At 74.5% G+C, this 26,275-nt stretch carries 29 protein-coding genes and 1 tRNA gene; 17 read left to right on the forward strand and 13 right to left on the reverse strand.

From position 1 onward, the window contains the following. Positions 1-148: 148 nt before the first annotated feature. The gene (gene dapC / locus RE027_RS02105; RefSeq protein WP_368806570.1) at positions 149-1,294 is read right to left on the reverse strand and encodes a succinyldiaminopimelate transaminase; all 1,146 of its coding nucleotides are present in this window, start codon (positions 1,292-1,294) and stop codon (positions 149-151) included. Beyond that, positions 1,291-1,620, reverse strand: coding sequence for a ferredoxin (gene fdxA, locus RE027_RS02110; RefSeq protein WP_368806571.1), 330 nt, complete (start codon positions 1,618-1,620; stop codon positions 1,291-1,293). Before fdxA ends, dapC begins: the two co-directional genes overlap by 4 nt. A gap of 71 nt (positions 1,621-1,691) precedes the next feature. Between fdxA and RE027_RS02115 the strand changes: the two genes are divergently transcribed. After that, positions 1,692-1,982 (forward strand): putative acetyltransferase, encoded by a 291-nt coding sequence (locus RE027_RS02115; RefSeq protein ID WP_368806572.1) that lies wholly within the window; start codon positions 1,692-1,694, stop codon positions 1,980-1,982. 38 nt (positions 1,983-2,020) lie between these two features. On the opposite strand, the gene RE027_RS02120 is transcribed toward RE027_RS02115, so the two are convergent. From RE027_RS02120 to RE027_RS02145, 6 genes are all read right to left on the reverse strand, one after another. Next, entirely contained in the window at positions 2,021-3,379 is a 1,359-nt protein-coding gene (locus tag RE027_RS02120; RefSeq protein WP_368806573.1) for a PIG-L family deacetylase, read from the reverse strand. A gap of 37 nt (positions 3,380-3,416) precedes the next feature. Next, complete coding sequence (gene typA / locus RE027_RS02125; protein WP_368806574.1) at positions 3,417-5,330, reverse strand: translational GTPase TypA; 1,914 nt, start codon at positions 5,328-5,330, stop codon at positions 3,417-3,419. A gap of 247 nt (positions 5,331-5,577) precedes the next feature. Then, positions 5,578-5,976 carry a glutaredoxin domain-containing protein gene (locus RE027_RS02130; RefSeq protein ID WP_368806575.1) on the reverse strand — a complete coding sequence of 133 codons (399 nt, stop codon included), beginning with the start codon at positions 5,974-5,976 and terminating at the stop codon, positions 5,578-5,580. An 11-nt stretch (positions 5,977-5,987) separates the two neighbouring features. Then, a complete protein-coding gene (locus RE027_RS02135; protein WP_368806576.1) occupies positions 5,988-6,686 on the reverse strand; it encodes a maleylpyruvate isomerase family mycothiol-dependent enzyme in 699 nt (232 codons plus the stop codon). Positions 6,687-6,760: 74 nt separating this feature from the next. Further along, the gene (locus RE027_RS02140; protein ID WP_368806577.1) at positions 6,761-7,864 is read right to left on the reverse strand and encodes a winged helix DNA-binding domain-containing protein; all 1,104 of its coding nucleotides are present in this window, start codon (positions 7,862-7,864) and stop codon (positions 6,761-6,763) included. Continuing rightward, positions 7,861-9,249: an MFS transporter gene (locus RE027_RS02145; protein WP_368806578.1), complete on the reverse strand. Its 1,389-nt coding sequence runs from the start codon at positions 9,247-9,249 to the stop codon at positions 7,861-7,863. Before RE027_RS02145 ends, RE027_RS02140 begins: the two co-directional genes overlap by 4 nt. 199 nt (positions 9,250-9,448) lie before the next feature. On the opposite strand from RE027_RS02145, the gene RE027_RS02150 reads away from it, so the two are divergent. Next, complete coding sequence (locus tag RE027_RS02150; RefSeq protein WP_368806579.1) at positions 9,449-11,032, forward strand: cation:proton antiporter domain-containing protein; 1,584 nt, start codon at positions 9,449-9,451, stop codon at positions 11,030-11,032. Positions 11,033-11,058: 26 nt separating this feature from the next. Here the strand turns inward: RE027_RS02150 and RE027_RS02155 are convergent, their stop codons facing one another. Further along, the gene (locus RE027_RS02155; RefSeq protein ID WP_368806580.1) at positions 11,059-11,922 is read right to left on the reverse strand and encodes an aminoglycoside phosphotransferase family protein; all 864 of its coding nucleotides are present in this window, start codon (positions 11,920-11,922) and stop codon (positions 11,059-11,061) included. Between the two features lie 124 nt (positions 11,923-12,046). Between RE027_RS02155 and zupT the strand changes: the two genes are divergently transcribed. Then, positions 12,047-12,832 (forward strand): zinc transporter ZupT, encoded by a 786-nt coding sequence (gene zupT, locus RE027_RS02160; protein ID WP_368806581.1) that lies wholly within the window; start codon positions 12,047-12,049, stop codon positions 12,830-12,832. Positions 12,833-12,847: 15 nt separating this feature from the next. Here the strand turns inward: zupT and RE027_RS02165 are convergent, their stop codons facing one another. Beyond that, positions 12,848-13,468, reverse strand: coding sequence for a mismatch-specific DNA-glycosylase (locus tag RE027_RS02165; RefSeq protein ID WP_368806582.1), 621 nt, complete (start codon positions 13,466-13,468; stop codon positions 12,848-12,850). Between the two features lie 104 nt (positions 13,469-13,572). Here RE027_RS02165 and RE027_RS02170 point away from each other — a divergent pair, with 104 nt between their 5' ends. The 5 genes from RE027_RS02170 to RE027_RS02190 all read left to right on the forward strand — a co-directional run bounded on the left by RE027_RS02170 (position 13,573) and on the right by RE027_RS02190 (position 16,762). Next, entirely contained in the window at positions 13,573-14,241 is a 669-nt protein-coding gene (locus RE027_RS02170) for an alpha/beta hydrolase family protein (protein ID WP_368806583.1), read from the forward strand. A gap of 81 nt (positions 14,242-14,322) precedes the next feature. Further along, the gene (locus RE027_RS02175; RefSeq protein ID WP_368806584.1) at positions 14,323-14,712 is read left to right on the forward strand and encodes a LapA family protein; all 390 of its coding nucleotides are present in this window, start codon (positions 14,323-14,325) and stop codon (positions 14,710-14,712) included. A 137-nt stretch (positions 14,713-14,849) separates the two neighbouring features. Further along, a complete protein-coding gene (locus RE027_RS02180; RefSeq protein ID WP_368806585.1) occupies positions 14,850-15,143 on the forward strand; it encodes a hypothetical protein in 294 nt (97 codons plus the stop codon). A 136-nt stretch (positions 15,144-15,279) separates the two neighbouring features. Further along, positions 15,280-16,239 (forward strand): AraC family transcriptional regulator, encoded by a 960-nt coding sequence (locus RE027_RS02185; protein WP_368806586.1) that lies wholly within the window; start codon positions 15,280-15,282, stop codon positions 16,237-16,239. 175 nt (positions 16,240-16,414) lie between these two features. Beyond that, positions 16,415-16,762 (forward strand): hypothetical protein, encoded by a 348-nt coding sequence (locus tag RE027_RS02190; protein WP_368806587.1) that lies wholly within the window; start codon positions 16,415-16,417, stop codon positions 16,760-16,762. Positions 16,763-16,765: 3 nt separating this feature from the next. Here RE027_RS02190 and RE027_RS02195 read toward each other — a convergent pair whose 3' ends face one another. Continuing rightward, a complete protein-coding gene (locus RE027_RS02195; RefSeq protein WP_368806588.1) occupies positions 16,766-17,854 on the reverse strand; it encodes a DNA glycosylase AlkZ-like family protein in 1,089 nt (362 codons plus the stop codon). A gap of 87 nt (positions 17,855-17,941) precedes the next feature. After that, a tRNA-Met gene (locus RE027_RS02200) sits at positions 17,942-18,015 on the reverse strand. A gap of 297 nt (positions 18,016-18,312) precedes the next feature. On the opposite strand from RE027_RS02200, the gene arfB reads away from it, so the two are divergent. The 5 genes from arfB to RE027_RS02225 all read left to right on the forward strand — a co-directional run bounded on the left by arfB (position 18,313) and on the right by RE027_RS02225 (position 21,346). After that, positions 18,313-18,738 carry an alternative ribosome rescue aminoacyl-tRNA hydrolase ArfB gene (gene arfB, locus RE027_RS02205; protein WP_438612405.1) on the forward strand — a complete coding sequence of 142 codons (426 nt, stop codon included), beginning with the start codon at positions 18,313-18,315 and terminating at the stop codon, positions 18,736-18,738. Between the two features lie 216 nt (positions 18,739-18,954). Continuing rightward, entirely contained in the window at positions 18,955-19,758 is an 804-nt protein-coding gene (locus RE027_RS02210; protein WP_368806590.1) for a hypothetical protein, read from the forward strand. 58 nt (positions 19,759-19,816) lie between these two features. Beyond that, positions 19,817-20,281: a hypothetical protein gene (locus RE027_RS02215; protein WP_368806591.1), complete on the forward strand. Its 465-nt coding sequence runs from the start codon at positions 19,817-19,819 to the stop codon at positions 20,279-20,281. 56 nt (positions 20,282-20,337) lie between these two features. Continuing rightward, on the forward strand, positions 20,338-20,838 hold the full coding sequence (locus tag RE027_RS02220) for a glycosyl-4,4'-diaponeurosporenoate acyltransferase CrtO family protein (RefSeq protein WP_368806592.1): 501 nt from the start codon (positions 20,338-20,340) through the stop codon (positions 20,836-20,838). A 37-nt stretch (positions 20,839-20,875) separates the two neighbouring features. After that, positions 20,876-21,346, forward strand: coding sequence for a hypothetical protein (locus RE027_RS02225; RefSeq protein ID WP_368806593.1), 471 nt, complete (start codon positions 20,876-20,878; stop codon positions 21,344-21,346). 160 nt (positions 21,347-21,506) lie between these two features. Here RE027_RS02225 and ychF read toward each other — a convergent pair whose 3' ends face one another. Continuing rightward, positions 21,507-22,592, reverse strand: a complete 1,086-nt coding sequence (gene ychF / locus RE027_RS02230) for a redox-regulated ATPase YchF (protein WP_368806594.1) — start codon at positions 22,590-22,592, stop codon at positions 21,507-21,509. Positions 22,593-22,718: 126 nt separating this feature from the next. Between ychF and RE027_RS02235 the strand changes: the two genes are divergently transcribed. From RE027_RS02235 to RE027_RS02250, 4 genes are read left to right on the forward strand one after another with little or no spacing between them, the layout of a single operon-like run. Then, complete coding sequence (locus tag RE027_RS02235; protein WP_368806595.1) at positions 22,719-23,648, forward strand: ABC transporter ATP-binding protein; 930 nt, start codon at positions 22,719-22,721, stop codon at positions 23,646-23,648. A gap of 43 nt (positions 23,649-23,691) precedes the next feature. Further along, positions 23,692-24,453, forward strand: a complete 762-nt coding sequence (locus tag RE027_RS02240; protein WP_368806596.1) for an ABC transporter permease — start codon at positions 23,692-23,694, stop codon at positions 24,451-24,453. Then, positions 24,450-25,535, forward strand: a complete 1,086-nt coding sequence (locus RE027_RS02245; RefSeq protein ID WP_368806597.1) for a sensor histidine kinase — start codon at positions 24,450-24,452, stop codon at positions 25,533-25,535. The genes RE027_RS02240 and RE027_RS02245 overlap by 4 nt, the downstream gene beginning before the upstream one ends. Further along, the gene (locus RE027_RS02250; protein WP_368806598.1) at positions 25,532-26,146 is read left to right on the forward strand and encodes a response regulator; all 615 of its coding nucleotides are present in this window, start codon (positions 25,532-25,534) and stop codon (positions 26,144-26,146) included. Before RE027_RS02245 ends, RE027_RS02250 begins: the two co-directional genes overlap by 4 nt. Positions 26,147-26,275: the final 129 nt, after the last annotated feature.

A 26,275-nucleotide genomic window follows, 5' to 3' on the forward strand; every position in this document is an offset into this window, starting at 1 on the left:
CCGCGAGTGGATTTCGGTGTCCGTTGCGGCCCTGCCGGGCGGCGCCGGTGGCGCGGCACGGGCGTGTCTCGGGACACAGCGATCGTCAGGGTCCAACCTACCTGTTCGGTCCGCGACGGGACCAATTCCGGCGGCGCGCCGGAGCGCCTCAGCCGCGGGCGAGCCGCTCCGCCGCGGCGTCGATCCGCTCGTCCGTGGCGGTGAGCGCGAGCCGCACGTGCCCCTCGCCGGCCGCCCCGTAGAACACCCCGGGGCCCACCACCACGCCCCGCTCGGCGAGGCGCTGCACCGTGGTCCAGGTGTCCTCGCCGGCCGTGCACCACAGGTAGAGCCCGGCCTCGGAGTGCTCCACGCGCAGGCCGAACGCCTCCACCGCGGGCACGAGCCGTTCGCGCCGGGCGCGGTAGAGCGCCTTCTGCGCCCGGACGTGGGCGTCGTCGCCCAGGGCGACCCGCATGGCCTCCTGGACGGGTGCCGGCACGATCATCCCCGCGTGCTTGCGGGAGTTGACCAGGTTGGCCATCAGCCGGGCGTCCCCGGCCAGGAACGCCGCGCGGTAGCCGGCCGCGTTGGACTGCTTCGACATCGAGTACGCGGAGAGCAGCAGGGAGGTGTCCCCGCCGCTGACCCGGGGGTCGAGCACCGAGGGCACCGGGGCGCCGCCCTGGTGGACGTCCCACGCGCCCCAGCCGAGCTCGGCGTAGCACTCGTCGGAGACGACCACGGCCCCGAGGTCCCGGGCCTGGTCGACGACCCGGCGCAGCGACGCGGCGTCGCGCACGATGCCGGTCGGGTTGGCGGGCGAGTTCAGCCACACCATCCGCACCCGCGAGCGGACCCCGTCGTCGAGCGCGTCGAGGTCGTCGGCGGCCACGGCCTCGGCGCCCGCGAGCTCGGCCCCGATGTCGTAGGTGGGATAGGCCACCGTGGGGCGCACGAGCACGTCCCCGGCCCGCAGCCCGAGCAGCAGCGGCAGCCACGCGACCAGCTCCTTGGAGCCGACCGTGGGCATCACCGCGGCCGGGTCCAGCCCCGGCACACCGCGCCGCCGGGCGTACCAGGCGACGACGGCCTCCCGCAGCGCGGGCGTGCCGTGGGTGGTGGGGTAGCCGTGGGCGTCGGCCGCGGCAGCCAGCGCGTCCTGGACCACCAGCGGAGTGGGGTCCACGGGCGTGCCGATGGACAGGTCCACGACCCCGTCCGGGTGCTCCGCGGCGACGGCCCGGTACGGGGCCATCGTGTCCCACGGGTAGTCCGGGAGGGCGAGGCCGAAGGACCGGGCCGTCTCCGTCACAGGGCGCCCTGGTTCTGCGGGGGCAGGGCCGCGATCATCGGGTGGTCCGTGTGCGTGTTGCCGAGCTTGGCGGCTCCGCCCGGGGAGCCGAGGTCGTCGAAGAACTCGACGTTGGCCTTGTAGTAGTCGGCCCACTCGTCGGGGGTGTCGTCCTCGTAGTAGATGGCCTCCACGGGGCAGACCGGCTCGCAGGCACCGCAGTCCACGCACTCGTCGGGGTGGATGTAGAGCGAGCGCTCCCCCTCGTAGATGCAGTCGACGGGACACTCCTCGACGCAGGCCTTGTCCTTGACGTCGACACAGGGCTGGGCGATGACGTAGGTCACGGCGTTTCGTACCTTTCTGCTGGGAATGCTCCGACCAGTCTAGCCACGCCGCCCTGGCTACGATGACAGCCATGGTCCCACCGACATCCGGCTCAACGTCCTCGCCCGTCCCGTCGTCCGCGGCCCTGGACCTGCTCGCGGGCCTGCCCTCCGGTACGCGGGTGAGCGTGCGCTACGCCCTTCCCGCCGACGACGCCTCCGGGCTGCCGCTCACCGACGCCCTGGGCGAGCTGGTCGGCCTGGCGGAGGGGACGGTCACGGTGCGCACCCGGCGCGGCGACGTGCTGATCGGCACCGGGGCGGTCCGGGCGGCCCGGGTGGTGCCGCCGGCCCCGCCGCGCCGGCCGCCGCGGCGCGGCTGAACGCCCGGGCGCTCCGGGAGCCCGGGCGGTGCGGGAGGTCAGGCGGTGCGGTCCGCCCGCCGCCGGGCGCGCACCCAGCGGCCCGTGACGACCACGGAGAGGATCGTCACCACGAAGACCAGGACGAACCAGGCGAGGCCCACGAGCCCGACGGCCGTGCCCGGGTTCGTCACGACGATCACGGAGCCGTCCCCGCCGTAGGCGAAGACCCAGGAGACGAGGTAGCTGATCAGCCCCGGCACGGCGGCCGCCCACACGCGGCGGGTCGCGGTGCCGGTCCACAGGGACACGCTCAGCAGCAGCGCCGTGGCGAAGAGCAGCCCCCACGGGAGCCACCAGCCCGCGGGCGAGTACCAGATCGCGCCGTGCAGGACCGTGGCCACGCTCGCGCCGGCCAGACCGGCGGCGACGGAGGTCACCAGGGCCGTGGGCAGCGAGGCGGGGGCGGCCGTGTCCGGGCGCTCCTCCTCCGCGGCGGCGGCGCCGGGGTCCCCGGCGACCAGCCGGTAGGTCTCCAGGGCGCTGAAGGGCTGCCACACCCCGTTGGACAGGGCGAAGCGCGTACCGTCCGCGGCGAGCACGAGCTGCGTGGCGTGGGCGGCCATGGCCGCCCGCTTGCGCTCGGCCGAGCCGTGCACCGCGGCCTGCGGCCGGGGGTCCTCCGGCCGTGCCTCCCCCTCGACGGCCCACAGCAGGGGCGTGCGCCAGGGCTCGGCGGGCTCGCCCGCGGCGTCCGTGCCGGGGCGGGCGGCGAGCTCCGCGCCCCGCACGGCGACCTCGGCGGTGCGGACGTGGTCGGGGTGGCCGTAGCCCCCGTCGTCGTCGTAGGTCACGAGCACGTGCGGGCGGACGGCGCGCACGGCCGCGGCGACGTGCGCGGCGGCCTCGCCGGCGGAGGCCGCGGTGAGGCTGTGCGGCGAGGAGTCCCCGGCCGGGGCCGCCCGGCCGTCGGGGCCCCAGGACATGCCGGAGTCGTGGTAGTGGCCCGCGCCGCCGGCGAAGCCCGCCGCGGGGTCGAGGGCGGGGGGCTCGCCCGCGAAGAAGCGGTCGGCCACGCCCAGCCGGGCGGCGGCGTCGTCGAGCTCCCCGACCCGGTAGCGGCCCAGGGCCGTCCCGTCGTCCGTGCACCCCGGGCGCCCGACCTCCAGCGCGCGCAGGGACTCGGGGATCACCTCCCCGCGCTCACCGCGGGTCATGGTGAGCAGCACGACCTGCGCGCCGAGCTCCGCGTACCGGCCCATGGTGGCGCCCGTGGCGATCGACTCGTCGTCGGGGTGGGCGTGCACGAACAGCAGCCGGGCGTCCTCCGGGCGCAGCCCGGCGGGCAGAAGGCCCGACAGGGCGTCCTCGCGCACGAGGACGCCCTGCTCGGGGTAGTACGGGACGGGCTGGGTCACGACCGGGCCTGCTGCGCTCGCCTGCTGCGTCCGGGGCTCAGGCGCGGGCCCGGGCCCGGTTGGCCTTGAGCCGCTCGTTGGCGTCGAGGACCACCTTGCGGATCCGGATGGACTCCGGGGTGACCTCCACGCACTCGTCCTCGCGGGCGAACTCGAGGGACTCCTCGAGGGTGAGCTTGCGCGGGGGCGTGAGGTTCTCGAAGGTGTCGGAGGAGGCCGCACGCATGTTGGTGAGCTTCTTCTCCTTCGTGATGTTCACGTCCATGTCGTCGGCCCGGGAGTTCTCGCCGACGATCATGCCCTCGTAGACCTCGGAGGTGGGCTCCACGAAGAAGGAGCCGCGCTCCTGCAGGTTGATCATGGCGAACGGGGTGACCACGCCGGCGCGGTCGGCGATCATCGAGCCGTTGGTGCGGTACTCGATGTCCCCAGCCCACGGCTCGTAGCCGTCGGCGTAGGAGGAGGCGATGCCGGCGCCGCGGGTCTCGGTGAGGAACTTGGTGCGGAAGCCGATGAGCCCGCGGGAGGGGACCTTGAACTCCATGCGCACCCAGCCGGTGCCGTGGTTGGCCATGGCCTCCATGCGGCCCTTGCGGCCGGCCATCAGCTGGGTCACGGCCCCGAGGAACTCGTCGGGCACGTCGATGGTCATGTGCTCGTAGGGCTCGTGCACCTTGCCGTCGACGGTCTTCGTCACTACCTGGGGCTTGCCCGCGGTCAGCTCGAAGCCCTCGCGGCGCATCTGCTCCACGAGGATGGCCAGGGCCAGCTCGCCGCGGCCCTGCACCTCCCAGGCGTCGGGCCGCTGGGTGGGGAGCACCTTGAGCGAGACGTTGCCCACGAGCTCCTTGTCGAGGCGGTCCTTGACCTGGCGGGCGGTGACCTTCGCACCCTTGACGCGACCGGCCAGCGGGGACGTGTTGATCCCGATGGTCATGGAGATCGCGGGGTCGTCCACCGTGATCAGGGGCAGGGGCTGCGGGTTCTCCGGGTCGGTGAGGGTCTCACCGATGGTGATCTCCTCGATCCCGGCCACGGCCACGATCTCGCCCGGGCCGGCGGACTCGGCCGGCACGCGGTCCAGGCCCTTGGTCGCCAGCAGCTCGGAGATCCGCACGTTCTTGAGCTCGCCGTTCGCACGGGCCCAGGCCACGGTCTGGCCCTTCTTCAGGGTGCCGTTGAAGATGCGCAGCAGGGCGAGGCGGCCGAGGAACGGGGAGGCGTCCAGGTTGGTCACGTGCGCCTGCAGGACGCCCTCGGGGTCGTAGGAGGGCGCCGGGACGTGCTCGATGATCGTCTTGAACAGCGGCTCGAGGTCCTCGTTGTCCGGCAGGGAGCCGTTGGCCGGCTGGTCGAGGGAGGCGCGGCCGTCACGGCCCGCGGCGTAGACGACGGGCACGTCCAGGACGGCGTCGAGGTCGAGGTCCGGCTCGTCCTCGGAGATGTCCGAGGCCAGGCCCAGGAGCAGGTCCATGGACTCGCCCACGACCTCCTCGATCCGGGCGTCGGGGCGGTCCACCTTGTTGACCACGAGGATCACGGGCAGCTTGGCCTCGAGCGCCTTGCGCAGCACGAAGCGGGTCTGGGGCAGCGGGCCCTCGGAGGCGTCCACGAGCAGCACGACGCCGTCGACCATGGACAGGCCGCGCTCGACCTCGCCGCCGAAGTCGGCGTGGCCGGGGGTGTCGATGACGTTGATGGTGATGGTCTCCCCCTCGGCGGAGGGCCCGTCGTAGAACACCGTGGTGTTCTTGGCGAGGATCGTGATCCCCTTCTCGCGCTCCAGGTCACCGGAGTCCATCACACGCTCCTCGACCTCACCGTGCGCAGAGAACGCGTGCGTCTGCTGCAGCATCGCGTCCACGATGGTGGTCTTGCCGTGGTCGACGTGGGCCACGATGGCCACGTTGCGGAGGTCGGCGCGCTGGGCGGTGGTGGAGGTTACAGACATACGCGTGGGTCTCTCTTCGGGTGGAGATGCGGGGGGAGGTGCAGCCCTCCCGATGGGTGCGGCCGGGGCGCCGCCGCGCACCCGGAGGGACCCGGGCGGGGGCGCCCGCACAGCGGGCCACCGTACAGTCTACCTTGCGGGGCCGCTCCGGCGGCACCCCGGTGCGCTGTGACCCCGCCGACTCCTCGTCTGCATGAGGTCGAGCCCACCGTGGCCGCCGCCCAGGAGCTGCGCCCGGGTCCGCGGCTCAGCGCAGGGCGCCGCGGACCAGGGCGGGTGCCGGGTTGGTCCGCGGGACGCCGTCGACCACGACGGTCGGCACCGTCTCGTCGCCGCCGTTGACCGAGCGCACGTAGGCGGCGGCCTCGGGGTCGGCCCAGATGTCGACCCACCGGGCGCGTCCCGCCCGGGCCCCCAGGGCCGCGCGCAGCCGCAGGCAGTACAGGCAGCCCGGCCGGTAGTAGACGGTCACGGGGTGGTCCCGGTCCGGGCGCCGCGGAAAGGCCAGCGGTGAGAACAGCACCACGGCCAGGATCCCGGCGAGAGCGGCGACCAGGGCCTCCCCCGGCTCACCGCGCACGAGCCGCACGACGACGGCGGCGCCCGCCGCGACGAGGACCAGCGCGGCCATCCACCAGCTGCGCACCGGACCGGCCCTCACCAGGAGGGCAGCACCGGCAGCGGCCCGTCCGCCGCGACGCGCCCCGTCTCCCCGCGCGCCAGCCACGCGAGCAGACCGGCGCGGTCGGCACGGACCCGGGCGGTGCCGTCGCCGACCACCCACTCGTCGCCCTCCTCGCTCACCAGCGTCATGCCCGGGGCGTCCTTGGCCCGCATGGTGCGCACCGCCGCCTCGAGGGCGTCGAGCAGCGAGTCGGGCTCGGCCCGCTCGAGGGTCCAGCCCGTGTCGAGGTCGTGGTGGTGGACGACGATCTCCGAGTTGCGCAGCGCCACGACGGCCGGGGCGGGGATCCGCTTGCCGTGCATGTGCACCTCGTCGACGGCGAGCTCGCCGCCCAGCCGCCGGGACTGCTCGGCGAAGTAGGCCGCGCTCTCGCGGGCCCTGCGCACCAGCTCCTCGCGGGGCAGGGCGGCGAACTCGTCGATCTCCCGGTTGCGGGCCTCGGGGGACGCGTAGGGGCGCTGCTCCTCGCCCGTGACGGCCCAGTCGACGAGCCTGACGAGGGCCCGGCCGTTGGAGGCGAGGTGGGCGACGACGTGGGCGCGGGTCCAGCCCCCGCACAGCGAGGGCGCGGCCAGCTCCTCGTCGGAGAGGGACTCGACGGTGGTGAGGAAGCTGTCGGTCTCGCGCTGGAGCCGGGACAGGTCCGAGGACAGGCGGGTGGGTTCACTCATGCGCCCACCCTATCCAGCACCCTGTGACCCGGGCCACCGCAGGCCGCCGGGGAGCCGACCCGGCCGCGCCCGTCTCAGAGGACCGGCAGCCGCGCGAACGCGCGCTCGGCGGCCCGGCGGCGGGTGGCCGAGAGCTCCTCGAAGGGCTCCAGCACGAGACCCGGGGACGACGCCCGCCGGCTGCGCCCCCAGGTCCCCACGATCCGCCCGCCGGCCACGACGGTGGGCTTGAAGACGCCGTTGGCGCCGGGGACGATGCGCGCCGCGTGCTGCCCGGCCAGGACGTGCGAGCGGTCCCCGTAGCCCAGGACGTACTCGTCGAACGGCGGGAGCAGGTGCACCCCGGCGGTCCGGCGGTCGGTGCGCGCCGCGTCCTCGAGGACCTCGGGGGCGCACCACAGCTCCTGCCCGCCGCGGTCGCGCACGGCCACGACGTCGTCGAGCATGCCCACCGCGGCGCGCACCGTGGAGCGCGGCAGCGCCGCCCAGCGGGCGGCGTCCGCGACGGAGGCGGGGCCGTGGCTGCGCAGGTACCGGCGCACCCAGCGCACGACGACGGGCGGCACGCCGGCACCCGCCGGGACGTGCGCGGGCTCCTCCGCCGCGTCCGGGACCCAGTCCTCGACGGGGACCACGAGCTGGTCCCGGACGTTCCCGGCCAGGGGTCCCATGCACAGGCTCGCGTCCAGGTGCAGGGCGAGCATGAGGTGGTAGGCCCGCCCGGGGGTGCCCAGCAGCCCGGCCTCGTCCCACGCGGCGTGCAGCCGCTCGCGGCGCTGCGGGCCGTGGCGCAGCGCCGTCAGCGCGGTCTCCCGGGCGGCGTCCAGGCGCTCGTCGATGCCCAGCTCGCGCCGCCGGGCGGTCGTCGAGGAGGCGGTCCGGGGCCCGAGCACGGCCAGCCACGCCCGCAGCTCCTCGGCGGGGACCAGGTGCAGGGTCCCGCGCATGGGCCAGGTGCGCACGATCCGGCCCGCGTCGAAGGCCTCCCGCAGCCCGGCGGCACCGGCGCCCCGGCGCAGCCCGACCGACACGAGGGCGCCGGGCAGGTCCTGCGCCTGGACCGCTCCCAGGGCGCGCACGACGTCCTCCGGGGCCGCGTCGTCCGGACGCGCCAGCCCCTGGGCGGCCAGGCGCGCCAGGCCGATCTCCCGGTCGCCGAGGACGGGTGCGGCGCTCACGACAGGGCCCGGCCCCGCTGCTCGGGCAGGGCGAACGTGGCGGCGGCGGCCACGAGGAACGCGGCCCCGAAGACGGCGAAGACCACGACGAGGTCGTAGCGCTCCCCGCCCAGGCCCAGCAGCACCGGCACGGACAGCGGGGCCAGGATGGAGGCGATCCGCCCGAACGCGGCGGCCGCGCCGGTGCCCGTCCCGCGCAGCGCGGTGGGGTACTGCTCCGGGCCGATCGCGTACAGCGCGCCCCAGGCGCCCAGGTTGAAGAAGGACAGGGCCATGCCGGAGCCGACCACCTGCCACGGGAGCACCGCGGTCCCCACCGAGACGATGCCGAACAGCAGCGCGCTCACGGCGGAGCCCCCGAGGAAGACCGCCAGGGTGATCCGCCGGCCCCAGACCTCGATGAGCCACGCGGCCGCCGCGTAGCCGGGCAGCTGGGCGAGCGTGATGACCAGGACGTAGCCGAAGGACGTGGTGAGCGTGAAGCCCTGCTGGACCAGCAGCGTGGGCATCCAGATGAACGCGCCGTAGTAGGCGAAGTTGATGCAGAACCACACGGTCCACAGGGCGCCCGTGCGCCGCCGCAGCCCGGCCGACCAGATGCCCCCCGTCCCGGGCGCCGGCGCGGCCGCGTGCTCGTCGGCCACGGCCTGCGCCTCGGACTCCGCCCGGGAGCGGCCCAGGGCCGGAGCGCGCTCGAAGGCGCGCACCGCGGCCTCGGCCTCCTCCGTGCGGCCGCGGCTCTCCAGGAAGCGCACGGACTCCGGCAGGGCCCGGCGCACGACCACCGCGTACGCGGCGGGCACCAGTCCCACGACCAGGGCCCATCGCCACCCGTCCGGGGAGGTCGGCACCACGAAGTAGCCGATGAGCGCGGCGAGGATCCAGCCGACGGCCCAGAAGGACTCGAGGACCACCACGAGGCGGCCGCGGATCCGCCGGGGCGCGTACTCAGCGACGAGGGTCGAGGCGACGGGCAGCTCCGCGCCGAGGCCGAGGCCCACCACGAAGCGCAGGAGGACGAGCGCGGCGAGGGAGCCGACGAGCGCGGACGCGCCGGTGGCCAGCCCGTAGACGAGCAGGGTCAGGGCGAAGACCTGGCGCCGGCCGATCCGGTCGGCGAGGAGGCCGCCGAGACCGGCTCCCACGGCCATGCCCACGAAGCCGATCGAGGCCAGCAGGGACAGCTCCCCGGAGCTCAGCGCCCACTGCTGGGCCAGGGCGGCCATCACGAACGAGATGAGGCCCACGTCCATGGCGTCCAGGGCCCAGCCGACGCCGGAGCCGACGAGCAGCTTCCGGTGCTCGGTGGTGTACGGCAGCCGGTCCAGCCGCTGCGGACGCGTCAGCGCGGACGTCCTGCCGTCGGGCGGCGGGCTCTCCTGCATGCTCGGGTCCTTCCCCTCTGCGCGGTGCTGCGCGGTTCGGCGCGGTTCGACTCGGTGCTGCGACCACTGTAGGCGGTCGGCGGAGCGGACGGCGCGGGGCTCATGTCCCCGGGCGCATGCCGCCCCGGCCCCGCCCGGGACCGGCTGCGCCCCTAGACTGGAGGGGTCCCCACCCACCGGCCCGGCGAGGGAGCCTGCTGTGACAACGGTCGCCGTGTACCTGGTCGTCGCCTTCGGCGCCGGCGCCCTCGCCGTCCTGCTCCGGCTGCCGCCCCTGGTCGGTTTCCTGGCCGCGGGCTTCGTGCTCAACGGCCTGGGCGTGGAGCGGCTGGACGCCATGGAGGAGCTGGCCGACATCGGCGTCACCCTGATGCTGTTCGGGATCGGGCTCAAGCTGGACGCGCGGTCCCTGCTCCGCCGCGAGGTGTGGGGCACCGCCGGGCTGCACATGGTGCTGAGCACGGCGCTGGGCGCCGGTTTCCTGGGGCTGTTCATGCTGGCCGGCCTCGCGCTGCCCGAGGCGGACCTGCCCACCCTCGCCCTGGTGGGCTTCGCCCTGTCCTTCTCCAGCACCGTGCTGGTGTTCAAGGTGCTCGAGGAGCGCAGCGAGACCACCTCCCTCTACGGCCGCGTGGCGATCGGCATCCTGATCATGCAGGACCTCGCGGCGGTCGCGTTCATCACCGCCACGAACGAGCACCCGCCGAGTCCCTGGGCGTTCGCGCTGGTGCTGCTGGTGCCCGGCGCCTGGGTGTTCCGCCGGATCTGGGCCCGGATCGGGCACGGGGAGATGCAGGCCCTCTTCGGGGTGGTCATGGCCCTGGTGCCCGGCTACATCGCCTTCTCCGCGGTGGGGCTCAAGGGGGACCTCGGCGCGCTGCTGGTGGGCATGCTCCTGGCCTCGCACGCGAACGCGGGCGAGCTCTCCCGCACCCTGTTCACCTTCAAGGACCTGCTGCTCGTGGCGTTCTTCGTCTCGATCGGGTTCAACGGCATGCCGGACACCATGACGGTGCTCCTGGGACTGCTGCTGCTGCTGCTCGTGCCGGTGCAGGCGATGCTGTACGTGCTCCTGCTGTGGCTGTTCGGGCTGCGCCGCCGGACCTCGCTGCGCAGCGGGCTGGCCCTGGCCAACCACTCGGAGTTCGCCCTGATCGTGGGCGCCATCGGGGTCTCCGCCGGGATGCTCGCGGAGCGCTGGCTCGTGGTGCTCTCCGTGACGGTCGCGGCGAGCTTCGTGGTCTCCGCGGTGGTCAACCGCCGCGGCTCGCCCCTGATCAGCACCCTGGCGCGACGGCTGCCGGAGCACCCGGAGCACCGGCTGCACCCGGAGGACCGGCCCATCGACATCGGCCACGCCGACGTCCTGGTGCTCGGCATGGGCCGGGTGGGACAGGCCGCCTACCGGGAGTTCTCCGAGGAGCACGGGTTCTCCGTGCTGGGCATCGAGAACTCCACGGACCGCGCCGAGCGCCTCCGCCGGGAGGGCTTCGACGTGCAGAACGAGGACGCGACGGACCAGGAGTTCTGGGAGCGGGTGATCGCGACCGGGCACGTGCGGATCGCGGTGCTAGCCATGCCCTTCCACGGCTCCAACCTCGTGGCGCTGCGCCAGCTCACCGACTCGGGCTTCGCGGGGGCCGTGGCCGCCGTGGCGCAGTACGACGACGAGGTGCAGGAGCTGCGGGGGCACGGGGTGCGGACGGTGTTCAACCTCTACAGCGGGGCCGGGATCGCCCTCGCCGCGGAGACCGTCGAGGCCCTCGGCCGCCGGACCGACTGACGGCGGGGCCGGGCGCGTCCGCGGGCTCAGGCTCCCCTCTGCACGGCCTTGCACAGCTGGACCAGCCGGCTCAGCTCACGGTGCGGGGCACCGGTGGGCCGGGCCGCCCCGGCCCGGGCGGCGACGGCGAACCGCACGAGCGCCCACGCCCGGAGCCGTTCGGGGTCGGACCCGGCCGCGAGGGACAGGGCCTCGATCCGGTCCTCGAGGGCCGCGGCCAGGGCCCCGCCGTGGCCGGCCTGCTCCGTGCGGCGCCACAGGGCGGGGACCAGGGCGAACTCCGGGGTGCCGAGCACCGGGTCCGCGCCGGCGGCCAGCCACGGGGAGCGCTGCGCGGCGCGCACGGCGCCGTGGTGCAGGTCCTGGTGCACGAGGGCGGTGTCCAGCTCGCCGCGGAGCAGCCGCTCCAGGTTCTTGACCGCCTGCAGCCGGAAGCGCCGCGGGAACCGGGCGTCCAGCTCCGTGGCCCCGGCCAGGTCCTCCCGCCACTGCCGGGCCGCCGCGGACAGGCGCGGGAACGGGGGCCGGGGCGGGCGCGCGAGGGCGCGGGTCAGCTCGCCCAGGACCCGGCAGGCCTCCAGGACGGGCAGGGCGTGCAGGTCGCGCTCGCCGGTGCGCTCGAGCAGCAGCGCCCGGTCCGCCGGTTCCGCCCGGAGCAGCCGGACGGCGCCGCGCCCGCCCCACAGCCGCAGCGCCAGGTGCTCGTGCTCGGAGCGGGCGCCCGGCGCGGAGATCCGCAGCAGGGCCGGGTCCCCCGCGCGGGTGCGCACCGGCAGGGCCAGGGCCCCGTCGTCGTCCCGGGCCCGGCCGTCGGGGACCAGCTCCCACGCGGCCAGGTAGCGCGCGGCGGGCCCGGCCGGCAGCTGCGCGGCGGCGGCGGCGTCGCTCATGGGGTGGTCTCCTGCTCGCACGTCACCGGACCATCCTCGCCCACCGGGCACCCTCCCGGGTGTGCCGTGGCCGTTCGCTAGACTGCGAGCGCTCATCCCCCGCCGGAACGGAGTCGACCCGCTCGTGAACGACCTGCTGTTCGCCTTCGGCCTGACCCTGTTCGCGGGGCTGGCCACGGGGGTGGGCGCCTTCCTGGCCCTGGTCACCCGGCGCACCGACGCCAAGTTCCTCGCGGTCAGCCTCGGCTTCTCGGCCGGGGTGATGATCTACGTGTCCATGATCGAGATCTTCGTCAAGGCGCAGGCCGCCCTGGTCTCGGAGCTCGGGGAGCGCGCCGGGGCGTGGGCCACGGCGGGCGGCTTCTTCGGCGGGATCGCGCTGATCGCGGTGATCGACCGGCTCGTGCCCACCGTCGCCAATCCGCACGAGTACCCGCACGACGACGACGTCCGGCAGCGCCGGCTGATGCGCATGGGCACCATGACGGCGGTGGCGATCGCGGTCCACAACTTCCCGGAGGGCTTCGCTACCTTCGTCGCGGCGATGCAGGCGCCGTCCGTGGCGATCCCGGTGGTCGTGGCCATCGCCCTGCACAACATCCCGGAGGGGATCTCGGTGGCCGTGCCGATCCACCACGCCACGGGCAGCCGGCGCAAGGCCTTCGGCTACGCGTTCCTCTCCGGCCTGGCCGAGCCCCTGGGCGGGGTGCTCGGGTACCTGATCCTGTTCCCGTTCCTGAGCGAGGCCGTCTTCGGCGTCGTGTTCGCGGGCGTGGCGGGGATCATGGTCTTCATCTCGCTGGACAAGCTGCTCCCCACGGCCCAGGAGTACGGCGAGCACCACCTCTCGGTCTACGGGCTCGTGGCCGGGATGGCGGTCATGGCGGTGAGCCTGCTCCTGTTCGTCTGAGCGGCGGACGGGAGCTCACGCGCCGCCCCGCGGGGGCCGGGGATCGAGCGGCACGCCCGCCGCGCGACCCGCCTCGGCGAAGGCCGCGGCGAGGCCCGCCCGGGACGCGTGGGCGTTGAGCCCGCTGGGACTGGGCAGGGCCCACAGCTGCGCCCCGGCCAGCTCCCGGTCCTGGCGCCCGAGCGCGGCGCGGGGGTCCGCGAAGGCGTGCCGGTAGGCGGTGACCCCGGCGACCGCGACGACGGCGGGGCGCAGCTCGGCCACGAGGCCGGCCAGACGCTCCCGGCCGGCCACGAACTCGGAGGGGTCCAGCTCGTCCGCCCGGGCGGTGGCCCGGCGCACCAGGTTGGTGATGCCGAGGCCGCGGGCCACGACGTGCTCGCGGTCGGCCGCGCTCATCCCGGCGGAGCAGTCCACGAGGTGGCCGGTGAGACCGGCGTCGTGGAGGGCCGGCCAGAACCGGTTGCCCGGGCGGGCGAAGTGCGCCTGGGTGGCCGCGGCCCACAGGCTGGGGTTGATGCCGCAGATCAGCAGCCGCAGCCCGGGCCCGAGGAGGTCGGGCAGGGTGGTGTCCCGGGCGGCCTCGAGGTCCGCCCGGCTCGGCCGGGCCCCGCCCGGCGTGTGCGCTGGTGCCATCCCGCCATGCTAGGCCGTCCTTCGCCCGTGCCGGGGGGGCTCCGGCGCTCCCGGGCCGGCTCCGGCGCCTCGGCACGGGAGCCCGCCGGGCTACCGTGGGGAGCATGCCCCGACCGGACGAGATCACCGTGCCCACCGAGACCGGACCGGGACGGCTCCTGGTCTCCCCCGCCGCCTCCGCCTCCGCCGTGCTGTGGCTGGGGCACGGTGCGGGCGGCGGCGCGGACTCCCGCGACCTCGCCGCCCTCGCCGCTGAGCTCCCCCGGCACGGCGTCACCGTGGTCCGCCACGAGCAGCCCTGGGTGGTGGCCGGCCGGCGGATCGCCCCCCGTCCGGCCGCCCTCGACGCCGGGTGGCTGGCCGCGGAGCCGGCCGTCGCACAGCTGGTCGGCTCCGTCCCCCTCGTGGTGGGCGGGCGCAGCGCCGGAGCACGCGTCGCCTGCCGCACGGCCGCGGCCGTGGGCGCCGCGGCCGTGCTCTGCCTGGCCTTCCCGCTGCACCCGCCGGGGCGGCCGGAGCGCTCCCGGGTCGAGGAGCTGCTGACGCCGCAGGTCCCGGTGCTCGTGGTGCAGGGCACGCGGGATCCCTTCGGCTCCGCGGACGAGGTGCGCGCCGCCGCGGACGGGGCACGGATGCTCCACGTCTCCCCGGTCGAGGGCGCGGACCACGGCCTGAAGCTCGCCCGGTCTGCGGCCCTCGGACAGGACGAGGCGCTCGCGCTGGTCGCCGCCGAGGCGCTCCGCTTCCTCCGGACGGCGGCCGCACGGAAGTGAGCTCTGGTCGTGCTTCAACAGCGCCCCCGGGCGGGCTACGGTGAGCACAGGAGCATCCGCCCGAGCAGGGAGAGAACCGTCATGGCCCGCACCCCCGAGTCCCCCGACGCACCCCGGTCCGGGCCGCCCCCGGAGGGCGCCCGGGAGCCGGCCCCGCAGCGGGTGAGCACCGACCCCGCCCTCGACGAGCACCAGGGGCGCGGCGTCTCGGGCGCCATGTGGATCGCCCTGCTCCTGGGTCTGCTGATCCTGGTCCTCCTGCTCGTCTTCATCCTGCAGAACAACGTCCCGGCGGCCTTCAGCTACTTCGGCTGGAGCTTCAGCCTCCCCCTCGGCGTCGCGATGCTGCTCGCGGCCGTGGCCGGCGCTCTCATCATGGGCCTCGTCGGCTCCGTCCGGCTCTTCCGCCTGGGCCACCGGGTGCGCAAGCTCGAGAAGGAGCGCGCGGACATCAAGCGCGCGCTGCGCTGAAGGCCGCCGGTCCGGGGGGGGTGCGGGGGCGGATCCGCCCGGACCGGGTGCGCCACGGCGCCCGATCCGGGCGGATCCGGTCCTCCGGCCCGGAGAGCACGTAGCCTGACAGCACCTCCGACGACAGGACGAATGCCATGACCTGCCCCGCACCCCCCGACGACGCCGACGCCCCCGGCGTCAGCGAGGCGACCGCCCCCGCGACCGTGGTCGACCTCACCACCGGCGCCGCGCACATCACCCCCGTGGTGGTCGACGGCGAGGCCCGCTACGCCGTGGACCTGCCCGACCAGCCGCTGGACGAGCACGACGTGGCGAGCCTGGCCGTGGCCCTGCAGGTGACCCAGGCGGGTCAGGCCGTGCTCGTGGACATCGAGGACTACCTCGAGTCCGAGCAGGGCCCCGCGGACGCCGCCGAGCCCCGGTCCTAGGCTCCGGGACCGTGGCTCCGGGACCGCCGCTCCGTGCGGCGGCTCCGGAACCACGGTGATGCCCTGCTCGGCACGGCACGCTCAACGCCCCGTCACAGTCGGCCGTGCGCCGCCGCGGGCCGCGTAGCCTGCGAGCATGGAGCAGCAGATGCATCGAACGGCGTTCACCACCCGGGACCCGGCCGAGGGCCTGGCCGTGCTCGACAAGGTGTTCGCGGTCCGGGAGGTGCGCCGGAGCCCCTGCGGAGACTTCCGCATGGCGCTGTCCTCGGCCGGCACCGGGCCGCTGCGGCACGAGCACCTGCGCCTGGGCGGCTCCTCCGCCGCCGGCAGCACGGACGGCACCGGAGTCGTACGGGTGGGCCACGTGCGGAACGGGGTGCTGACGGCCACCAGCCGCGGAGACCGCTTCGCCCGCCGGGGCCCGTTCCTGTTCCCCGGGCGCCCGTTCTCGAGCCGGTGGGAGGACCTCGACCTGGTGACGGTCTCCCTCGACCGCTCGGCGGTGGAGGCCCACGCCCGGCGGCTGCTGGCCGACGAGCGCTTCCGGCTGGAGTTCACCGGCGACCGCCCGATCAGCTCGGCCATGGCCCGGTACTGGACGGCCACGGTGGGACACCTGGGACGGGACCTCCTGCCCCACGAGGAGCTCATGCGGGCTCCCCTGATCCGCGCCGAGGCCGTGCGGTGCCTGACGACCGCGCTGCTGCAGACCTTCCCCAGCTCCTTCCTCGAGCGCTCCCGGGCGGACGCCGACGGGTCCTCGGCCGGGGCGTCCGGAGTACGGCGCGCCGTGGCGTTCATCGAGGGGCACCTGGAAGAGGACATCGGCCTGGCGGAGATCGCGACGGCGGCCCGGATGAGCCCCCGGGGACTCCAGACGGCGTTCCGCCGGGAGCTGGGCACCACGCCGATGGGCCGGCTCCGGGACGCCCGCCTGGACGCGGTGCACCGGGCGCTGCTGGCCGCCGACCCGGGCACCGGCGTCACCGTGGAGACGGTGATGGCCCGGTGGGGCTTCGTGCACCGCGGACGCTTCGCCGCCGCCTACCGGGAGCGGCACGGACAGAACCCGGGCACGACCCTGCGCGCCTGAACCGGCACCGGTGGTCCGGAAAGCGCACCTGCGGGCCCGGATGCTGGCCGCACGCCCCGCCGGGCACCCACGATGGTGGTGCGGTCAGGGCTGGCCGCGGCACCGTCGTGGACGGGTGCGACCACGGGTCCGGGGGCGGAGCCGGGGTCGGGGGAACGAGCAAGGGGGGACATCGATGGACGACGTCGTGCGGGTGGGGAACCAGCCGGGAGAACTGAGCCGAGGGATCCGGTGGATCGCGGAGGCGACGGTCCGGACGGACGGCCGGGTCGATCCCGGCACGATCGCCGCGCTCGGCCGGGCCGGTGTGCTGGCCCGGTGCAGCGGGGCGCAGGGCATCTCCCTGCGGATGGACGTCGTGGCGGCGAGCTGCGCCGGAGCCTACGGCTGGGCGCTGGCCCTGCTGGCGACCGAGATCCTGCCGCTGCTCGACGGCGCCGACCTGACGGATCTGCGGATCGTGCTCGGCGCCGCCCTGTCCGGGCACCGGGACGGCGGCCCGGAGCAGGCCTCCGCGGCCTGAGCGTCAGCTGCCGCGGGACAGCCGCAGCCCGAGCCAGGCCGAGAGGTCCTCGAGCTGCTCCTGCACGGCCTCGGTCACCGCCGGGGCGAAGGGGACGTCCTCGTGGACGGCGTGGACGAGGAACGTGCCGCTCCGGCGGTCGGCCCCGGCGTCCACCTTCCCGATCAGCCGGTCGCCGTGCAGGATCGGCAGGGCGAAGTAGCCCCACCGCCGCGCGGCCCGCGGCTTGTACATCTCCAGCGTGTACTCGAAGCCGAACAGCGCGCGGATCCGGACCCGGTCGTGCACCAGCCGGTCGAACGGCGACAGGAGCACCGTGCGCCCCGCGAAGGGCCGCCCGATCGACTCCGGGTCCACCCGCCACGTGCCGGGAACGCCCTCGACGGTGGCCTCGTCACCGGTCCTGCCCACGGACAGCGGCTCCGCGGGCGAGCCCGGCGCGTTCTCCCGCACGATGCCCAGCGAGCGCAGGCGCCGTGCGGTGCGCATCCGCTGCGCTTCCGCCGCGGAGAGGAGCGGGGTGCCTGCCGGGTACACGCGCTCCGCGAGGTCCCACAGCCGCTGGCGCCCGCGGCGTCCGGCGACGGCGACCTCGCCGCGCATCATGAGGAACTCCAGCATCTGGGTGACGTTGCGGTTGTCGGTCCAGCCGGTGGACCGCCACGCCACCGCGCTGGTGTCCGGGATGTCGCGGGACGGCAGCGGCCCCGCCGTGCCGAGCAGCTCCAGCACGTCGCGGCGGAACCGGTCGTTGGCGCGCAGCCACTCCCGCGGCGCCTCGCGGGCGGGCCAGGCGGCCATGCTCGGCAGGTGCAGGGCCAGGTCGTCCATCGGGCGCACCATGGCGTTGTGCTCGAAGAGCGTGCGGTCGCGCTCGAGGGCCTGCTGCAGCTGTGCCGGCCGGTACGAGCTGCCCAGGCGGCTCCACAGGATCAGGTCCGCGCTGGGCGCGACGGCCGCGGTCGGGTCGAGCTGCAGGAGCGTGAGGCCGCGGACGACGGCGAGCAGATCGGCCGGCCGCGGCGCGTCCAGCAGCTGCGCGCGCACGGCGATGCGCCGGGCCTCGGCGCGGTCGAGTCGGTGGACGGTCATCCCCCGAGACTAGCCAGCGCCGCGGACGCGCCGGACCCGCACAGCGCGAAGAACCCCGGACCGATGCGGTCCGGGGTCCTTCTGGAGTTGCGGGGGCAAGATTTGAACTTGCGACCTCTGGGTTATGAGCCCAGCGAGCTACCGAACTGCTCCACCCCGCGGCGACTGGTCCACCATACGCGCTCCCGGGCGGACATGCACATCGAGGCCGCACGGACGACGGCCGGCCCCGCCGACCGGGCCCGACCACCGGACGGGGCGCACGAAAGCGCCCCGCCTGCGGAGCGGCAGACGGGGCGTTCTCGTACCCGGCCGGGGGGACCCGGGCACCTGTCCTGGGGGGCGGACCGGTCGACCGTATCCAGAGCAGGTGAACGCCGGTTGAACCGGGGGCGAACCCGCAGGTGGCGGCGACCACGTCGCGGTTGCGACACAATCGTCGTGTGGACGATCTGCACGTGCCCCCGGGCCCCGGCGCGCCCCGCGGCCTCAGGGTGCCGGCGGGAGAGCTGGTCGAGCAGTTCTCCCACGCCTCGGGGCCCGGTGGCCAGGGTGTCAACACCACTGACTCACGGGTGCAGCTCTCCCTCGACCTAGGCACGACGACCGCGCTGAGCGAGACCCAGCGCGAGCTCGTCCTCGACCGGCTCTCCGGCAGACTCTCGGGCACGGTGCTCACCGTCAGCGCCGCGGAGCACCGCTCGCAGCGACGCAACCGGACGGCGGCGAGACAACGCCTGGCCGCCCTCCTCCGCGAGGCCCTGGTCCCGGCTGTCGTCCGGCGACCGACCCGGCCCACGAACGGCTCGCGGCGCCGACGGCTCGAGGGAAAGCGCCGGCGCTCCGAGACCAAGCAGCACCGCAGGCGGCCCGGGCCCGACTGACCTGCGCGCCGGCACGGACCGCCCGGCCCGCTCACACCTCGGCGCTCCAGGAAAGGCTCCAAGGCCGGCTGGGGGATCCGGTGGAGCGCCACGTCCGCACCGTGGATGTCACGTCTCCTGTCCCCGCTTGCGCGTCTTGCAAGTGCAAACGCCCTGCCGTAGGAAGAGGGGAGGTGACGGGCGGCGACCCGTCACCCGGATGAGGGGGACGCGTCGATGAGTGAGAAGCAGGGAACGTCGAAGGGCCTGGTGGTGACCGGGGTGGTCCTGTTCCTGGTGCCGTTCTTCGTCCTGCGGCAGATGGACCTCCCCTTCTGGGTGACGATGCTGTGGCTCGGGGTGCTGCTCGTCGCCACTCTGCTGTTCGGCTCGTGGGCCCGTCACGCGCCCCGCCATGAACGGTTCGGTCTCGAGAACGAGTGGGAGTCCGGCCTGCCGGCCGACCAGGCCCTGGAGCGGATCACGGAGCACTTCCGTGCGGAAGGAGCCACCGTCCAGCAGCAGGGGCGGGAGGCCGTCGTCGAGGTCGGATCCGACTTCACGTTCCGCTTCTCGGGGATCGAGTCCGCGAGGGGCCGGCGCGCCTTTCCCTCCACCCTGACCGTGAGGACGATCAACACGGGAGCCGGCTCCACCCTGCGAGCGCAGAGCCGGGACAACCTGGGGTGGTACGCCAGGATGCACTCCTGGATCCCGCAGTGGGCGGCCGAACGCAACGCGCACCTCATCGACTCCGCTCGCTGCCTCACGGGCGCTGCCACGGAGCGCGCCCATCTCGATGCCATCAAGGATCGCCCGTCGGATGACAGCTTCCGCCCGGAGAACGCCATGAACTGGTCCTCCGCGGTGATCGTGTGGGGCTGCTGGGTGGTCCTCACGGCCCTCGTCGTCCCGGAAGGCGGACCGCTTCCGGGCTTCTACTGGTTCTTCACCGCCGCGGTGGTCCTCTTCACCGCATTCTTGCTCTGGTCACGACGCAGGCGGGACCGGTCCTGGTCCCAACGGATGCAGAAGATGTGAGCCGACCAGCTCCAGCCCGCCCCGCACCACCCTCGAACACCGTGAAGGACAGACCCGCATGCAGGACTCGCAGTTCCTCGTTCTCCTCGTCAGCTTCGGCGTGCTCATCGCCATCTCGGGGATCTTGATGTACGGCCGCCGCGCCCTGGCCCGCCGCCTCGAAGAGGACCCGCACGAGCAGACCGTCCGGAGCGTCGAGCTGGTCGCCGGGTGGACGCCCACGGTGCTGTCCCTCGGGTTCCCCCTGATGGCACTGCTCATCCCCATCGATGACTTCGACCGTGGCTTCCAGCTCATGGTCATCGGGTTCTTCGCCCTGGGTGCGGTGTGGATGCTCGCGGTCGCGAAGCTGCCGCGACTCCGGAATCTCATGGCACAGCAGGCCTACGCCAGTACGCGCGGATCTCCGGACCACGGTGAGACCCCCGAGCTCTACCAGGACGTGATGCGGCGCTTTCTTCCGCGCGCCGGGGTGGCGGTGGGTTCGGCCTTCGTCATCGTCCTGGTCCGGGCGATGCTTTGACCGCACCGGACCGGCCGTCTCACGCTCGGGCACAGGACGCCGCCGCGCTGGTTTCGGTGCTGCTGGCAGGAGTCCTGCTGGTCGCCGGCTGGTACGCCATCGGAGCGGACCATCCGATGTACGCCGCGGTGGTGGCGGGCACGACGCTGCCCCTGGGTGCCTTCACGGGAGATGCCGTGGCCCGTCGTCTGCCGGAGTCGTGGGTGCAGGTGTCCTCGACCGAGCGGACATGGCACCGTCGGCTGGGCGTCGACCCGTTCGCCCGGCTGCTGGGACTCATCGGCTGGAACGGAGTCGTTGCCGGGATTCGGGACTTCGACGGCACACGAGCAGGACTCCCCCGGCTCGACCGCGCCGTCCGCGGAAGTCTGGCCGGCCACGGCATCGGTCTGCTCGTGCACGTGGTCCTGTCGGTCATCGCGTTGCTGACCGGGCATCCGTGGGGATCCCTGTGGATCGTGCTCGCCGGTCTCCCGCTGCACCTGTGGCCGATGCTGCTCCAGCGCTCCACGCTGTGGCGGCTGCAGAAGCTGCGCGCTGCCGCCCGCACCGGCTGACGACCCGGCCGGCCGGAACGCGCAGTAGCGTGGAGCCATGAACAAGCTCCTGCTCTCGTTGACCGGGGCCACCGCCGCCGGTGCCCTGACCCTCGTCTCCCCGGCCAGCTGGTCCCCCGGAGTTCGGCGGGCCTACGTCGTGGTGCCCGGTGTCCTGGCCGCGTCCTTCAGCACGCTGCTCCTGTCCAGGATCGTCGACCGGCAAGCAGATGTCGTCTCCCGCGTCGAGTCCATGACGGAGGTCCCGACCGATGACGCCTACCCGCTTCCCCAGCGTCATCCGGTGGCGATGCGAGTGGCGGTACCTGTGATCATCGGCGCGGCGACGTGCGGCCTCCAGGGGTTCTCACTGTGGATGGACGCAGCGCTCGAGCGGGGTCTCGTCCGCCTCGGCGCGGCTCACCCTCGGCGGTGGATGGCGGCTCTCGCCGTGGCCTCGTCACTGGGCATGGACGCGATCGGGGAGCGGGTGAACGCCCGCACCACGGAGGACCGGCCCGCGTCCTGAGCGGCTCCTTCCGCCGGGCCCGGGCCCAACCGCCCGCGGCGCAGGCCGGCAGCCGCGCGGGTCGAACGCGGCCGTGCAGGGGCTCCCGGTTTCCGCTTCCGGCCCTTCTGCGGACTCCGGGCGGACTGGTGCCACGTCCGACGGGGCCGCACGGCGCCGGTTACACGTTGAAGCGGAACTCCACCACGTCGCCGTCGCGCATGACGTAGTCCTTGCCCTCGATCCGGACCTTGCCGGCGGCCTTGGCCTCGGCCATGGACCCGGCGACGTCGAGGTCCTCGAAGGAGACGATCTCGGCCTTGATGAAGCCGCGCTCGAAGTCGGTGTGGATCACGCCGGCGGCCTGCGGGGCCGTGGCCCCCACGGGGACGGTCCAGGCGCGGGACTCCTTGGGCCCGGCGGTGAGGTAGGTCTGCAGCCCGAGGGTGTGGAACCCGGTGCGGGCCAGCTTGTCGAGTCCGGCCTCGTCCTGCCCGGACATCTCCAGCATCTCCTTCGCCTCGTCCTCGTCGAGCTCCACGAGCTCGGCCTCGAGCTTCGCGTCGAGGAAGACGGCGTCGGCGGGAGCCACGAGGTCGCGCAGCTCCTGCTGCTTGGCGGGGTCGGCCAGCACGCCGTCGTCGGCGTTGAAGACGTAGATGAAGGGCTTGGCGGTGAGCAGGCTCAGGTCGCGCAGCTGGTCGACGTCGAGCTTCTCCTTCTCGGCGACGGCGAAGACGGTGTCCCCGCGCTCGAGGACAGCCTGCGCCTGCTGCATCGCGGCGAGCTTGGCGGGGTCGGCCTTCTTGATCTTGACCTGCTTCTCCAGGCGCGGGATCGCGTTCTCGAGGGTCTGCAGGTCCGCGAGGATCAGCTCGGTGTTGATGGTCTCCATGTCGGAGGCCGGGTCGATCTTGCCGTCGACGTGGATCACGTCCGGGTCGTCGAAGGCGCGCACGACCTGGGCGATGGCCTGCGCCTCGCGGATGTTGGCCAGGAACTGGTTGCCCAGGCCCTCCCCCTCGGAGGCGCCCTTCACGATCCCGGCGATGTCCACGAAGGAGACCGTGGCCGGCAGGATCCGATCGGAGCCGTGGATCTCCGCGAGCCGGTCCAGCCGGGGGTCCGGCAGGTTGACCACGCCGATGTTCGGCTCGATGGTCGCGAACGGGTAGTTCGCCGCCAGGACGGTGTTGCGGGTCAGCGCGTTGAACAGGGTGGACTTGCCGACGTTGGGCAGTCCGACGATTCCGATAGTAAGAGCCACGGGAGACCATCCTACCGGCCGCCGGACCGGCACGCCGTGTGCGCTCCCGGGCCCGTGACAGATGTCATGGGCGTGTCGTGACATCCGGAGCTTCCGGCACGGCGCCGGGTGGAGCAGAGTCGGAGCATGAGATCCGTTCCGGCCACCACATCCGCGCCGCCCGCGAGCGCCACCGGCTCCCCCGCCGTCGACGTGACCGGTGCCCGAAAAGGCTTCGGGCGGGGTGAGCGCCGCGTGCGGGCCGTGGACGGCGTGAGCCTGCGCGTCGAGCGCGGCGAGGTCGTCGCGCTGCTCGGGCCCAACGGTGCCGGGAAGACCACTCTCCTCGACATGGTGCTGGGCTTCACCGATCCCGACGAGGGCACCGTGCGCACCCTGGGCGCCCCACCGCGGGAGAGCGTCCGGGCCGGGCGGATCGGCGCGGTGCTCCAGACCGGGGGGCTGCTCGACGACCTGTCCGTGCGGGAGACGGTCGCCATGGTCGCGACCCTGCACCGGAACCCCCTGCCCGTGGCCGAGGCCCTGGAGCGGGCGGGGGCCGCCGGGTTCGCCCGGCGCAAGGTCTCCAAGTGCTCGGGCGGCGAGCAGCAGCGGCTGCGCTTCGCGCTGGCCCTGCTGCCCGAGCCGGACCTGCTGGTCCTGGACGAGCCGACCGCGGGGATGGACGTCAGCGCCCGGCGGGAGTTCTGGGCCGCGATGCACGCCGAGGCGGAACGCGGCCGGACGGTCGTGTTCGCGACCCACTACCTGGACGAGGCCGAGGAGTTCGCCGCGCGCACCGTGGTGCTCAAGGGTGGGCGGGTGGTCGCGGACGCCGCGACCGCCGACGTGCAGGCCCTGGCCGGCCACCGGGTGGTCAGCTTCCGCTGGGCGGGCCCCGGGCCCGTCGTCGTCCCGGGAGCGACCCCGCTCGAGCCCGTCGGCGGGCGCCTGCGGCTGACGGGCCCCGACACGGACGCCATCGCCCGGCACCTGCTCGCGACGACGGACGCGAGCGAGCTCGAGATCAGCCACGCCGGGCTCGAGGAGGCCTTCCTGGACCTCACCGCCGACTGACCGAGCCCGCGTAACCCGTCCCCGCCCCTGGAGGAGCAGCCCCATGAGCATCGCCTACGCCGCCCACGACCTGCGTCGCAACGTGCGCATGGTCGAGAACACCTTCTTCATCGTGGTCCTGCCCGCCGTGCTGTACGTGATGTTCACGGCGCTGGGGGACTTCTCCGACCTGCCGGTGGGCCACGGCAACGCCGGCGGCTACAACATGATCTCCATGGCGGTGTACGGGGCGGTCACCGCGACCACCTCGATCGCCGGCTCCGCCGCCGTGGAGCAGGCCCGCGGCTGGGGCCGGCAGATCGGGCTGACGCCCGCGCCGCGGCACGGGTACGTGCTGGCCAAGGTGGCCGTGGCCCTGGCCATGGCCGTCCTGCCCGTCCTCGTGGTCTATGCCGTGGGCGCCCTGACGGGTGCCGAACTGGGGGGCTGGCGTTGGCCCGCCACCGCCGCGATCGTGGTGGCCGGGTCTGCGATGTTCGCCCTCTACGGCCTGGCGGCCGGGCTGCTGTTCCGCTCCGAGTCCGCGGTGGGGGCGGCGTCCGGCATGCTCGTGGTGCTCAGCTTCTTCGGCAACCTCTTCGTCCCGCTCACCGGCGTGATGCTCGACATCGCGCGGTTCACCCCGCTCTACGGCCTGGCCGGACTGGCCCGGTACCCGCTCGTGGAGGGCGACGTCGTGGCCACCAGCGGACCGCCCGTGGAGTCCGACCCGCTGTGGGCCCTGCTGCTCAACGCCGGGCTCTGGACGGGACTCTTCGCCGCCGTAGTGCTGCTGGCCGTGCGCCGGACCACGATACGACGATGACGACGCGACGGCCCCGGGCCGGTGCCCCGCCTGCCGAGGACCCCTCCTGGTGGTTCGCCGCGATCTGGCTGGTCTTCCTCGTGCTGCCGGTGGGCGCGCTCGTGGACTCCCCCGCCGGGGCGCCGCAGCGGACCCTGGCCGGTGCCGCCCTGCTCGCCTTCGCCGTGGTCTACGCCTTGGCCTTCCGCAACCCCCGCCTGCTCCCCCTGCGCGCGGAGCCGGCCAACACCCTGGGCTGGTTCTGTCTGCTCACCGTGCTCGTCCTGCTCACGGTGCCGGCCCTCGGGGTGTGGGCGTTCGCGATGACCCAGTACCTCTCCGCGCTCTGCGCGTTCCGGCTCCCGCTGCGCCAGGCGTTCACCGCCCTGGCTGTGCTCCTGGCGGCCGTGCTCGGCGTGGTACTGGGCGGGCTGCTCCCGCCCGGCAGCGAGTGGGTGCTCGTCATGTACGGCACGTCCACCGTGATCATCGGCGGCATGCGCCTGCTCGTGCACCGCGACGAGCAGCACCTCGCGCTGGCCTCCGAGCTCGCCCTCGTCCGCGAGCGGGAGGAGGTGGCGCGCGACGTCCACGACATCCTGGGCCACTCCCTGACGGTCATCGCGCTCAAGACGGAACTCGCCCAGCGGCTCCTGGAACGGGAGCCGGAGCGGGCCCGCGCCGAGCTCGAGGACGTGCTGCGGCTCTCGCGGGAGTCCCTGGCGGGAGTGCGCTCCACCGTGGGCCGGCTGCGCACCCCGGACCTCGCCGAGCAGGCCGAGGCCGCGCGCACGGCGCTGGCGGCCGCAGGGATCGAGGCCGACGTCGCCGGCCGGCCCGACGCCGTGGCGGGACCCCGGCGCGGCGTGCTCGCGTGGGCGCTGCGGGAGGCCGTGACCAACGTCGTGCGGCACAGCAGCGCCTCCCGCTGCACCGTCCGATGGAGCGCGGACTCGCTGACCGTGGCCGACGACGGGGACGGCGTCCTGGGTCCCGAGGGCAACGGCCTGCGCGGGCTGCGGGAACGGGTCACCCGGGCCGGCGGCACGGTGACGGTGCGCGGCGGGGACGAGGGCACCGTGCTGGAGGTGCGGTTCCCGTGAGCGCGCCCATCCGGCTGCTGCTGGCCGACGACCAGCACCTCGTGCGCGGCGCCCTCGCCGCGCTGCTGGAGCTCGAGGACGACCTCGAGGTGGTGGCACAGGTCGCCGCCGGGGACGAGGTCCTCGCCGCCGTGGGGGAGCACCGGCCGGACGTGGCCCTGCTGGACATCGAGATGCCCGGTCTGGACGGCATCGAGGCCACCCGCCAGGTCGTGGCCGCAGGAACGGGCTGCCGCTGCCTGATCGTCACCACCTTCGGGCGCCCGGGCTACCTGCGGCGCGCGGTCGAGGCCGGGGCGAGCGGGTTCGTGGTCAAGGACACCCCGGCGGCCCAGCTCGCGGAGGCCGTGCGCCGGGTGCACGCCGGGCTGCGCGCCGTGGACCCCGCGCTCGCGGAGGAGAGCCTCGTCAGCGGCGCCAACCCGCTCAGCGCCCGGGAGCAGGAGGTGCTGCGGGCCGCGGCGGACGGCGCGAGCGTCAAGCACGTCTCGGGTCTGCTCCACCTGTCCCCCGGCACGGTGCGGAACCACCTCTCGAGCGCGATCGGCAAGACCCGCACCACCAACCGCTCGGAGGCCTGCCGGGTGGCGCGGGAGAACGGCTGGCTGTGAGCGCCGCCCCCCCCCCCCCCCCCCCCCCCCCCCCCCCCCCCCCCCCCCCCCCCCCCCCCGCCCCGCGCGGGCCCGGGGGGGGGGGGGGGCGGGGGGGGGGCGGGGGGGGGGGGGGGGGGGGGGGGGGGG

Source organism: Kocuria sabuli (assembly GCF_040981185.1).
GTDB classification, from domain to species: Bacteria; Actinomycetota; Actinomycetes; order Actinomycetales; family Micrococcaceae; genus Kocuria; species Kocuria sabuli.